Here is a 12,091-nt window from a genome sequence, read left to right as displayed (position 1 = left end):
ATGGGAAAAGTAGAAATCAAGCAACGCATTGATGTATTGCGTGAGAAAATTAATCAGTTCAATTATGAGTACCATATACTAGATAATCCTACAGTGTCTGATGCGGAATATGATCGTTATCTGCAAGAATTAATGACCTTGGAAGTAGAAAATCCTGAGTTTTTTGCAGAGGATTCACCTTCTGTCCGTGTTGGAGGACAAGTCTTAGACATGTTTGACAAAGTGACGCATAAATCCCCTATGCTCAGCTTAGGAAATGCCTTTAATGAGGGAGACCTGCGAGACTTTGACCGAAAGGTACGTCAAGAAGCAGGAGACGAAGCTGTAGTGTATGTTTGTGAATTGAAAATTGATGGGCTAGCAGTATCCCTCCATTATGAAAACGGTTTGTTTATTCAAGGTGCGACGCGTGGAGATGGGACCGTTGGCGAAGATATTACTCATAACTTAAAAACTATCGGCTCTATTCCTCTGCGGTTAAAAGAAAAGGTTAGCCTAGAGGCACGGGGAGAAGCCTACATGCCCAAACCATCCTTTGAGAAGCTGAATGAACAAAAAGCAAACCAAGGCGAAGCGTTGTTTGCGAATCCGCGTAATGCTGCGGCAGGATCTCTGAGACAGTTAGATCCTAAGATTGTTGCACAGCGTAATTTATCCTTTTTTGTATATGGATTAGCACACTTGGAAGAGTATTCGATATCATCTCACAGTGAAGCGTTGGATTTTTTACAGGAACTTGGCTTTAAAACCAATTCCCATCGTCGCAAATGCATGTCTATTGAAGAAGTGATTGCATATGTGAAAGAATGGCAGGAAAAACGTCCGGAGCTTCCATACGAGATTGACGGCATTGTTATTAAAGTCGATAATTTTAGCTTGCAGGGTCGTCTTGGAACGACAGCAAAAAGCCCGCGTTGGGCTATTGCGTTTAAGTTTCCAGCAGAAGAAGTTGTGACAAGATTAATTGATATTGAATTGAATGTCGGACGTACAGGCGTAGTAACGCCGACTGCTATTTTAGAGCCTGTCCGTGTTGCTGGAACGATTGTTCGTCGTGCTTCTCTTCACAATGAAGATTTAATTCGGGAAAAGGACATTCACATAGGGGATTTTGTTGTGGTAAAAAAAGCTGGGGACATTATTCCGGAGGTCGTGAATGTTCTCACTGAACGAAGAAGCGGAGAAGAAAAAGAATTTACAATGCCGGATTGTTGTCCTGAATGTGGCAGCGAACTTGTCCGTTTAGAAGGAGAAGTGGCACTACGCTGTATAAATCCAACATGCCCTGCACAAATTCGAGAGGGCTTGATTCATTTTGTCTCACGTGATGCTATGAATATTGATGGTCTTGGAGAACGTGTAATTACACAGCTTTTTAATGAAAAGTTGATTCATACATTTGCCGATATCTATACATTGACAAAGGACCAACTGCTTGAATTAGAACGGTTTGGCGAAAAATCGGCTTCTAAGCTTATTGAAGCTATTGAAGCATCAAAATCGAATTCATTAGAGAAGCTGTTATTCGGGCTCGGAATTCGCCATGTAGGAGCCAAAGCAGCTAAAACGCTGGCACAGCATTTTAAAACGATGGAGTGTGTCCAGAGTACAACGAGGGAAGAGTTGACTGGCATTAATGAAATTGGAGAAAAGATGGCAGAATCCGTTGTTGCGTATTTTGCTAATGATGCAGTAAAGGATTTGCTTGGACAATTGAGGGAATACGATGTAAATATGGAGTATAAAGGTCTAAAGCCATCTGATACAGCTAATATTAATTCTTATTTTGCAGATAAAACAGTAGTATTGACTGGTAAATTGGAAGAAATGAGCCGGAGTGAAGCAAAGAAAAAGCTGGAGGCTCTAGGTGCGAAGGTAGCAGGAAGCGTAAGCAAAAGTACAGATTTAGTTATTGCTGGGGAAGCTGCAGGTTCTAAATTAGCTCAAGCAGAAAAGCTAGGTATAGAGGTTTGGAATGAGACGAGGTTCGTGGAGGAGTTAAATAAGTAAGAAGGTGTACACATATGAAGAAGGTAATGCTAGTTTGTATCAGTCTTGGATTATTGCTTAGCGGTTGCGGCCAAAATCTTCAAAAGGAGGATAAGGTCGTACAAGAGAATACAAAATCCAAGGATAATGCTATTATTCCAAAGTATTCTATCTCGGAGGATTATTATAAATCCATCATTCCTTTTAAGCCTGGAAAAGCCCGGGGATTGGTAGTGCAAGGGTTAAATAGTCGTCTTGATATGGCGGAATATGAAATGGGTTTAATGAGGGTTGCAAAAAATTCATTTAGTCCAAAGGATTATTTATTTCAGGAAGGACAGTATTTAGATAGAGATACAGTGCAGAAGATGCTCGCAAGAAAACGAACAGCGGAGGAGCAAGCTGAAGTGGAACAGAAGGCGGGTGATAAGGAGGTTCCTGATATGGGATTGAATCCTCCTTTTGATAAAACTGCGCCTGGAACGCTGGAAGAGAAAAATGCTAAAAGTCCTATTTATATATCAAATATCTTAGAACACAATTACTTAAGAAAGAAAGAAGATAATAAAGTAGAACTTGGCGGTATTGTGATTGGACTTGCTATGAACTCTGTTCATTATTTTACTCAGGAAAAAGGATATTCTCGACAATATGAGATTACAAAAGAGGAAATCTTGACGCAAGGAAAGGCAATGGCTCAAAAAATTTTGGCGGAACTCCGCAAGCAAAAAGACCTGAAAAATGTACCTATCATTTTCGCTATTTATCGACAAGAAGCAAAGTCTTCACTGGTACCCGGACATTTTTTGACTTATGCTACATCAGATAAAGGCAGTACTTCTATAGGAGATTGGCATTCTGTAGATGAGGAGTACTATTTATTTCCGTCGAAAAAGGTAACCGAAAACTATCGAGAAGATGCGACTAAAGTGTTGAATTTTAAATCGGATATCTCTGAATACTTCGAGAACGACTACGTAGGTGTTATAGGGCGCGGATTCTATAAAGACGGACAATTACGTGAACTGAAGCTTGACATCCCAATTAAGTTTAATGGAGAAGCTGAAATTATAGGCTTTACTCAGTATGTAACAGGGCTGATTATGGAGCATTTCCCATCTTATATTAAGGTTGAAGCGTATATCAATTCTATTAATAAACAAGAAGCAGTAATTATCAGAGATGTAGATCAAGAAAAGCCGTTTGTCCATATTTTTGAGTAGTGATTAAAATCGGTTTCCTACTAAGGAAGCCGGTTTTTCATTAATAATGAAAACGAATTAAATTTACGGATAGGAGATTTATTAGTATGGAAGATATAAGTCTGCAGGTCGCTTTATTTCTTATTGTATTCGGGTTTTTAGCTGCATTTATCGATTCAGTAGTGGGAGGAGGAGGATTAATTTCTATACCTGCCCTATTATTTGTAGGATTGTCTCCCTCTATTGCGATTGGTACAAATAAACTGGCGGCCACTATGGGTTCATTTACTAGCACTTTATATTTCATACGTTCCAAAAAAGTAGAATTGCCGTTAATAGGGAAGCTTATCCCGCTTACTGTTATAGGTGCCGTATTAGGAGCATTCACTGTAAAATTCGTTTCTCCTGCTGTATTGAAGCCGCTCATTTTAGTCATGCTGGTGCTTGTTGCTGTTTACATCATGGTTAAAAAGGATTGGGGTTCTCATTCTACATATAAAGGGATGGGAAAAGGACGTTTGCTTTTTTTTATCATTATCATTTTTACGCTGGGATTCTATGATGGATTCTTTGGTCCTGGGACAGGCTCATTTTTGATTTTTGCTTTTTTAACAGTAGGGTTTGATTTCGTTCGTGCGGCGGCAAGTGGTAGAGTATTGAATTTTGCCAGTAACATAGCGTCTCTTTGTACCTTTTTTTTCTTAGATGCAATAAAGTTTGAATACGGTATTATTATGGGAATTGCGATGATTGCAGGCGCATATACAGGAGCGAACTTTGCCGTGAAGAAAGGAGTTTCCTATATCCGCATTTTATTTTTAATTGTGACGTTAATGCTTATTAGTAAAAGTATATTAGAATATATACACATCATATAATTAGGAAGAGTCCGTTTTACAGCGGACTCTTCTTATTATGGTTTTACGATTTTAAGGTTATGCTCAATGAGATCTTTTTCTAACAGTTTTTCTTCAGCTTCCTCTACAGCTTCGTCCACAATGTGTACTGTTTCTTCAGCTTTTTGAACCCCCTGCTTGACTACATCCAATACTTGTTCCGCATGGCTGATGAAAGTACTTGTTTTTGCTACCGCTTCATCTACTTTAGCAATGCCTTCTTTCGCAGCTTCGATGACGACTGGAGCAACGTTATATTTCCATTCTGATACCTTTGTCATCCCTTCTTCATAGGTGGATGCTAATTTTTCACGATTATCTTTTTTTGTAAGCATATATACAGCAGCTGCCCCGAGAGCTGTACCAACGATCCCAAGAAGAAGGTAGGAAGTTTTTAGTTCTTTTTTTCTTGTATGTACAGCAGGCTTTCTTTGTTCTGTTAACACGTGTGGGTAATATAAATCCTCTTCATACATTACGGATTCCTCCTTTATTATCTTTTCTTTTTGTTATATTGAATTGAATTATACTGGAAAATTTTACTGAAACAAAATTCTAATACAATTGAATTTAAGGCGAAACCTAAAAACATGTAGAAGTATAATGCGATTTTGTAAAAAATTTAATTATTTTAAGATAATAACATCAAGAAGATTTGAACTAATTTGTCGTATCATGTAGAATAGGAATGTATAATGAAAACGCTTATGCATAAAGGGGAGGCCAACAATTATGGTAGTAGCTTACAAACATGAGCCATTTACTGATTTTTCAGTAGAGGCAAACAAATTGGCGTTTGAAGAAGGTTTGAAAACAGTAGAATCTTACTTAGGACAAGATTATCCATTAATTATCGGTGGGGAGCGTATTACTACAGAAGACAAAATTATTTCTGTAAACCCTGCAAATAAAGAAGAAGTAATAGGAAGCGTATCTAAAGCAAGTCGTGACTTAGCGGAAAAAGCTATGCAAATAGCCGATGAAACGTTTAAAACTTGGAGAAAAACAAAGCCTGAAATGCGCGCTGATATTCTGTTCCGTGCAGCAGCAATCATTCGCCGCAGAAAACATGAATTCTCAGCATTACTTGTAAAAGAAGCAGGTAAGCCATGGAATGAGGCAGATGCAGATACTGCAGAAGCAATTGATTTCTTAGAATACTACGGACGTCAAATGCTTAAAATCAAAGATGGAATTCCAGTAGAAAGCCGTCCTATCGAATATAACCGTTTCAACTATATTCCATTAGGAGTAGGTGTAATCATTTCTCCTTGGAACTTCCCATTCGCAATTATGGCGGGTATGACTACAGCAGCAGTAGTAGCTGGTAACACAGTACTATTAAAGCCAGCTAGTACAACTCCTATAGTTGCAGCAAAATTCATGGAAGTATTGGCAGAAGCAGGTTTACCTGCAGGCGTAGTAAACTTCGTTCCAGGAAGCGGATCAGAAGTAGGAGACTATTTAGTAGATCACCCGCGTACTCGCTTTGTCAGCTTCACAGGCTCTAAAGAAGTGGGTATCCGCATTTATGAGCGTGCAGCAAAAGTAAACCCAGGTCAAATCTGGTTAAAACGCGTTATCGCTGAGATGGGCGGTAAAGATACAATCGTGGTAGATAAAGAGGCAGATCTTGAATTAGCAGCTAAATCTATCGTTGCATCTGCGTTTGGTTTCTCTGGCCAAAAATGTTCTGCTTGTTCTCGTGCTGTAATTGTAGAAGATGTATACGATCAAGTATTAAACAGAGCAGTAGAATTGACGAAGGAATTGACTCTAGGCAACCCAGCTGAGCAAGGCACATACATGGGTCCTGTAAATGATCAAGGCGCATTTGATAAAGTTATGAGCTATATTCAAATTGGTAAAGAAGAAGGTAAGCTTATGGCAGGCGGCGAAGGAGATGATTCTAAAGGATGGTTTATCCAACCGACAATCATCGCTGATGTAGCAGAAGATGCTCGCCTTATGAAAGAAGAAATCTTCGGGCCAGTTGTAGCATTCTGTAAAGCAAAAGACTTTGACCATGCGTTAGATATCGCTAACAATACAGAGTTCGGTTTAACAGGAGCAGTTGTCTCTAATAACCGTGAAAATATTGAAAAAGCACGTGAAGATTTCCATGTAGGAAACCTATATTTCAACCGCGGCTGTACAGGTGCAATCGTTGGATACCAACCATTCGGCGGATTCAACATGTCCGGTACTGATTCCAAAGCGGGCGGTCCTGACTACTTAACTCTTCATATGCAAGCAAAAACAACTTCTGAAACATTATAAGAACCAACAGAAGAGACTCCTTAATTTTGAGGAGTCTCTTTTTTGCAGAAAAATTTTTGTCTTGTTCACGTGAAATACACATTAAAATATTACACTGTACGTGTAGTTAAATTTCCCTACCCCTTAAATTCCCTTACTTATAATAAGGTCCAAGCTTTTGCTTAGACCTTATTGTTTTAATAAAAGCAAAAATTCACATGTATTTCACATAAGGTGTGTATACATAGCATATGTAAAGAAAATCTATGCATGACAGAAGCAGCGTCCAATATTCATTGGACGCTGCTTTCATTTATTATAAAAACCTCAATGGGTATGAGAGGAAAGAAACATAAATGTCAAATTAGTACGATATTCATGTTAATCGATTATCACTGATTTGATTTCGTTTCGGCCTTTTGTATCTTGAGTAATGTTTGTTTGTTCCAGATAGGATTCCAGTTCCTCCTTTAATGTTTCTAATACAGTATTTACTGTTGTTTGAACAGGGGTAGGAAGCTCTTTTAACAATACAGAACCGACTTGGCATTTTGCACGAATAACAGCTTTTAACACTTCTTCATTCATCGATATCGCCTCCAAACTGGATTTTTAAAACCTCTTCCTCAAATTTTGCTCCTTGGATACTAAGGTGGGTCAAAGTTCTTGGCAAGGTAATGTTTCGTTTAACAGTCCCTGCACGAACAATAAGTTCATCCCCTTTTTGGTTTAAAGATAATGCTTTTTTGTCGGCGAATGGAATGTGTAGAGCGAAAATGTACTTTTCGCCTTCTTTTGTGATTTGTTGTGTCCGTAAGTTGAATTTAACTTTAATGGGATCTTCATCATCCGTGAATAACGCAGTTCCCATTCGATCCAGCATTTCTAAACCGACTACTTCTTGCTCAAACAAAGGAGCGTAATAAATTGGGAGAGGTTCAAAGCTGTCAATAATCAGTTTTTTATACTTTTGTTGAATTTCTTTCCATACGGTAAAGTATTGATCAGTTACGTTATCTGGAATAACCCTGTTTACCATTACCGCATCGACATTGTAGTCATACATATTTAAATAGGTAAAGCTGCGCTGCGCCTCCTTGATAACCATCTTTTCAGGATTTACAACAATGCGTACGCTTGTGATGTCATGGTTAGATAGAATAGTACGCATTTCACCCAACTGCTCCAGTACGTTTCCAAGCTCGTTCATAATGTCATCTGTTGGAAGAGGAATACCGAGAAGCGGCTGAGCTACGGGACGAACCATCTTTAATACCTTCCGCTTAACAGGAAAGAGCTTCTCCATCCACCATCCGAGCATATCAGGAAAGCTGAGCATAGCTAAAGTTTCCCCTGTAGGAGCGCAGTCAATAATGATAACATCAAACGTTTTTTCTTTATAATGCTCTAGCACTTTCAGAAGGCTCATTAAATCTTCCATGCCAGGAAACATAGTCAACTCTTCAGTTGTAATATTCTCTACGGTCTTTGCTGTAAACAGCAAAGTAATATATTTTTGGATTTTGCCCCATCCTTTTTCCATCTCATAAATTGTATTAATTTCTTGTGCCCATAAATTCTCCATAATTTCTATGGGTTCAGCGGGAAGGGTCATACCTAATGAGTCTCCTAAACTATGTGCTGGATCGGTACTCATAACCAATGTCTTTAACCCTTGCTTTGCACTTTGAATGGCAGTTGCTGCGGAAATACTAGTTTTACCCACTCCACCTTTGCCTGTATATAAAATGATTCTCATAAAAAATCCTCCTTGAAAGAAACGTCAATCGAATATTACGAGTTTCGAAATAAATGATTAAAATGAAACCCATCTTATGGGCTCATTCAATAGGGATCTGTTTTATTCCTGAAGAAGAAGGTGCTTCTGTTGTATTCATCTCTTTCTTTCCAAAATGGTTTAACATCTTTCTCATAATTTGAAGCAAAGCTGCTTTCTCTTCTTCGGTTAATGCTTCCGTAAACAGCTGGAAGTATTTAGAAGCGGTTGCTTTTACTTCATCTACAAGCTTTTGCCCATCTCCTGTTAAACGAATAACGACAATTCTGCGGTCCGTTTCACTGCGATATCGTTCCAAATATCCCTTTTTTACCAAGCGATTAACAACCCCAGTTGCAGTGCTCATCGGAATATCCAGCATCTCAGCAATTTGGCTCATAATGACTTCGTGATTGCGGCTCATCCAAAGCAAGCAGAAAATTTCTGTTTTGGAAAGAGACAGATCAAGTGTTACCCATTCTGCTGGTGAGAAAAGTTTTTTGGTGTTATCAAGCAGAGTTTCTAAAAAATCTTCGTATTGAATCATTATTTCTACTCCCGTATATTTCGTGTTTCGTAATATTTATTTTTATCATATGTTTTCTTTTTTATTTTGTCAATATGATTAGAGGGGATATGTAAAAAATTTACTTTAGACGTGCCGTTGCTTGATTGCGGTTGGGAAAGTTGTTATCATCAATATTATTGCATAGTGAACGACTATGGATGGAGGTGGCTCAGCCGTGTCAAGAATTTCTGTCGATACAGTCAAACATGTAGCCCATTTGGCCCGCCTTGCAATTACTGAGCAAGAAGCGGAGAAGTTGTCGAAACAATTAGATGCGATTCTTATGTTTGCAGAGCAATTGAATGAACTGGATACTGAGAATATAGAACCGACTTCTCATGTCTTGGATATGAAAAATGTAATGCGCGAAGATGTCGCAGCAAAAGGGCTGCCGATAGAGGAAGTATTGAAAAATGCACCGGATCATAAAGAAGGTCAAATACGTGTACCAGCCATTCTAGAATAGAGGAGGGGAGAAATATGTCATTATTCGATTACTCTGTAATGGCCTTACATAAAAAATTACATAGTAAAGAAATTTCAGTTTTGGATTTAATAGAGGAATCCTATAAGCGCATTAAGCAAGTAGATAATAAAGTGCAGGCCTTCCTTACTTTAGATGAAGAAGGAGCGCGTGCAAAAGCAAAGGAAATGGACAACAAGCTAGGTCAGGCTAGTGAGTACGGTTTATTATTCGGTATGCCAATCGGGATAAAAGATAACATTGTAACAAAAGGGATTGGCACAACGTGTGCAAGTAAAATATTAGCTAACTTTAATCCTATTTATGATGCAACGGTCATGCAAAGATTGAAGCAAGCAGAAGCAATTACAATTGGAAAATTGAACATGGATGAATTTGCAATGGGGTCTTCTAATGAAAATTCAGGTTTCCAACCGACGAAAAATCCATGGAACTTGGAATATGTTCCAGGTGGATCGAGCGGAGGCTCTGCAGCCGCTGTAGCCGCAGGAGAAGTATTATTTTCATTAGGCTCTGATACAGGTGGATCTATTCGTCAGCCAGCTGCGTATTGCGGGGTAGTCGGATTGAAGCCTACATATGGACGTGTGTCACGCTATGGTCTTGTCGCATTTGCATCTTCCTTGGATCAGATCGGACCTATTACACGTACGGTAGAGGATAATGCATATTTACTACAAGCAATTGCAGGAGTGGATACGATGGATACGACATCTGCCAATATAGAGGTGCCCGACTATCTATCGGCTCTAACAGGGGATGTACAAGGATTACGCATTGCCGTTCCAAAGGAATACTTAGGAGAAGGGGTAAGCGAAGAGGCGCGTCAAGCAGTACGGAATTCCCTACAGGTCTTAGAAGGTCTAGGAGCAACTTGGGAAGAGGTATCACTTCCGCATTCTAAGTATGCACTGGCAACGTATTACATATTGTCTTCATCTGAAGCTTCTGCAAATTTAGCGCGATTTGATGGTGTACGTTACGGTGTACGTTCTGATAATGCAGCAAACTTACTAGAGTTATATAAGCAAACACGCAGCGAAGGATTTGGTGATGAGGTCAAGCGTCGTATTATGCTCGGTACGTTTGCATTAAGCTCAGGGTATTATGATGCATATTATAAAAAAGCTCAAAAAGTACGCACTCTTATTAAAAATGATTTTGAAAACATATTTGAAAACTATGATGTTATTATTGGACCGACAGCACCGACAACAGCGTTTAAAATAGGTGAAAAAACTGATGATCCAATGACGATGTATGCGAATGACATTTTGACAATTCCTGTAAACCTTGCGGGTGTTCCAGGTATTTCTGTTCCGTGTGGATTGGGAGCAAACGGCCTGCCCCTTGGTCTGCAGATTATAGGTAAGCACTTTGATGAAGCTACTGTATATCGCGTGGCCCATGCGTTTGAGGAGGCAACAGATTATCATAAGCAAAAACCAAACCTGTAAGGAGGCGTGAAAGGATGAATTTTGAAACAATTATTGGTTTAGAAGTTCACGTGGAATTGAAAACAAAATCTAAAATTTTCTCTGCGAGTCCGACAGATTTCGGTGCGCCTCCGAATACACAAACAAGTGTTATTGATCTAGGGTATCCGGGTGTCCTGCCTGTGTTAAACAAGCAAGCAGTGGAATTTGCTATGAAAGCAGCCATGGCATTGAATTGTGAAGTTGCGACTGAAACAAAGTTTGATCGGAAAAATTATTTTTACCCAGATAATCCGAAAGCCTATCAAATTTCTCAATACGATAAACCAATCGGAGAAAATGGCTGGATTGAAATCGAAGTGGGCGGCGAGAAAAAGAAAATCGGGATTACTCGGCTTCATTTAGAGGAAGACGCAGGTAAGTTGACTCATACAGGCGATGGATATTCTTTAGTGGATTTCAATCGTCAAGGTACACCTTTGATTGAAATTGTATCTGAACCGGATATTCGTACGCCTGAAGAGGCATATGCTTATTTGGAAAAGTTAAAATCTATTATCCAGTATACCGGCGTATCCGACTGTAAAATGGAAGAGGGATCCTTACGATGTGATGCCAATATTTCCATTCGTCCAGTCGGACAAGAGGCATTTGGTACAAAAACAGAATTGAAAAACTTAAATTCTTTCGCCTTTGTACAAAAAGGGCTGGAGTATGAAGAAACGCGCCAGCGCGAAGTGGTTCTTTCTGGGGGGACTATTCAACAAGAAACACGTCGATATGATGAAGCGACGAAAACCACTATTTTAATGAGGGTAAAGGAAGGGTCTGATGATTATCGTTACTTTCCGGAGCCGGATCTTGTAGAATTGTATATTGATAATGAATGGAAAGAACGAATACGTGCGCAAATCCCTGAACTTCCGGATGCACGCAAGAAACGTTATGTTGAAGAGCTTGGGCTGCCTGCATACGATGCACAAGTATTGACAGTTACAAAGGAAATGGCAGATTTCTTTGAAATGACGGTAGCCGAAGGAGTCGATGCTAAGCTTACTTCCAACTGGCTGATGGGAGAAGTATCTGCATACATAAATAAAGAACAAAAAGAGCTGCAAGACATCGCGCTTACACCGGAAAGTTTAGCAAAAATGATAGCATTAATCCAAAATGGCACTATCTCTTCCAAAATTGCGAAGAAAGTATTTACGGAGTTGATTGAACATGGAGGAGATCCGGAAGCTATAGTAAAAGAAAAGGGTCTAGTACAGATTTCAGATGAAGGCGCTCTCCGTAAGATTGTGGAAGAAGTACTGAATAACAATGCTCAGTCTATCGCGGATTATAAGAGCGGAAAAGAGCGTGCAGTTGGCTTTTTAGTCGGTCAAATTATGAAAGCAACAAAAGGACAAGCTAATCCGCCGCTCGTAAACAAGCTTCTCTTAGAGGAAATTCAAAAACGATAAGAAAGATAGCTGCT

Annotated in this window: 11 protein-coding genes; 7 read left to right on the top strand and 4 right to left on the bottom strand. The window is 39.3% G+C overall.

Annotated elements, in window-relative coordinates; all coding sequences use genetic code 11:
* From ligA to J7Q84_RS16465, 3 genes are all read left to right on the top strand, one after another.
* Entirely contained in the window at nt 1–2,010 is a 2,010-nt protein-coding gene (gene ligA, locus J7Q84_RS16475) for an NAD-dependent DNA ligase LigA (protein WP_209096113.1), read from the top strand.
* A gap of 14 nt (nt 2,011–2,024) precedes the next feature.
* The gene (locus J7Q84_RS16470) at nt 2,025–3,212 is read left to right on the top strand and encodes a CamS family sex pheromone protein (protein ID WP_209096111.1); all 1,188 of its coding nucleotides are present in this window, start codon (nt 2,025–2,027) and stop codon (nt 3,210–3,212) included.
* Between the two features lie 86 nt (nt 3,213–3,298).
* Nucleotides 3,299–4,069: a TSUP family transporter gene (locus J7Q84_RS16465; protein WP_209096109.1), complete on the top strand. Its 771-nt coding sequence runs from the start codon at nt 3,299–3,301 to the stop codon at nt 4,067–4,069.
* Nucleotides 4,070–4,104: 35 nt separating this feature from the next.
* On the opposite strand, the gene J7Q84_RS16460 is transcribed toward J7Q84_RS16465, so the two are convergent.
* Nucleotides 4,105–4,563, bottom strand: a complete 459-nt coding sequence (locus J7Q84_RS16460) for a hypothetical protein (protein WP_209096108.1) — start codon at nt 4,561–4,563, stop codon at nt 4,105–4,107.
* A 256-nt stretch (nt 4,564–4,819) separates the two neighbouring features.
* On the opposite strand from J7Q84_RS16460, the gene pruA reads away from it, so the two are divergent.
* The gene (gene pruA / locus J7Q84_RS16455) at nt 4,820–6,367 is read left to right on the top strand and encodes an L-glutamate gamma-semialdehyde dehydrogenase (protein WP_209096107.1); all 1,548 of its coding nucleotides are present in this window, start codon (nt 4,820–4,822) and stop codon (nt 6,365–6,367) included.
* A gap of 360 nt (nt 6,368–6,727) precedes the next feature.
* On the opposite strand, the gene J7Q84_RS16450 is transcribed toward pruA, so the two are convergent.
* The 3 genes from J7Q84_RS16450 to J7Q84_RS16440 all read right to left on the bottom strand — a co-directional run bounded on the left by J7Q84_RS16450 (nt 6,728) and on the right by J7Q84_RS16440 (nt 8,670).
* The gene (locus J7Q84_RS16450) at nt 6,728–6,934 is read right to left on the bottom strand and encodes a DUF3926 domain-containing protein (RefSeq protein WP_209096106.1); all 207 of its coding nucleotides are present in this window, start codon (nt 6,932–6,934) and stop codon (nt 6,728–6,730) included.
* The gene (locus J7Q84_RS16445) at nt 6,927–8,105 is read right to left on the bottom strand and encodes an ArsA family ATPase (protein WP_209096105.1); all 1,179 of its coding nucleotides are present in this window, start codon (nt 8,103–8,105) and stop codon (nt 6,927–6,929) included. Before J7Q84_RS16445 ends, J7Q84_RS16450 begins: the two co-directional genes overlap by 8 nt.
* A gap of 82 nt (nt 8,106–8,187) precedes the next feature.
* Nucleotides 8,188–8,670, bottom strand: a complete 483-nt coding sequence (locus J7Q84_RS16440; protein ID WP_209096104.1) for a MarR family winged helix-turn-helix transcriptional regulator — start codon at nt 8,668–8,670, stop codon at nt 8,188–8,190.
* Between the two features lie 196 nt (nt 8,671–8,866).
* On the opposite strand from J7Q84_RS16440, the gene gatC reads away from it, so the two are divergent.
* Genes gatC through gatB form a run of 3 tightly spaced genes read left to right on the top strand, consistent with a single transcriptional unit; the run spans nt 8,867 to nt 12,077 of the window.
* A complete protein-coding gene (gene gatC, locus J7Q84_RS16435) occupies nt 8,867–9,157 on the top strand; it encodes an Asp-tRNA(Asn)/Glu-tRNA(Gln) amidotransferase subunit GatC (protein WP_209096103.1) in 291 nt (96 codons plus the stop codon).
* Between the two features lie 14 nt (nt 9,158–9,171).
* A complete protein-coding gene (gene gatA / locus J7Q84_RS16430) occupies nt 9,172–10,632 on the top strand; it encodes an Asp-tRNA(Asn)/Glu-tRNA(Gln) amidotransferase subunit GatA (RefSeq protein ID WP_209096102.1) in 1,461 nt (486 codons plus the stop codon).
* A gap of 14 nt (nt 10,633–10,646) precedes the next feature.
* Complete coding sequence (gene gatB, locus J7Q84_RS16425; protein ID WP_209096100.1) at nt 10,647–12,077, top strand: Asp-tRNA(Asn)/Glu-tRNA(Gln) amidotransferase subunit GatB; 1,431 nt, start codon at nt 10,647–10,649, stop codon at nt 12,075–12,077.
* The last annotated feature ends 14 nt before the right edge of the window (nt 12,078–12,091 follow it).

The sequence above is a fragment of the Bacillus sp. 165 genome (genome assembly GCF_017742235.1).
GTDB lineage: Bacteria > Bacillota > Bacilli > Bacillales > Bacillaceae_G > JAGHKQ01.
This window is presented reverse-complemented; position numbering and strand designations above follow the sequence as displayed.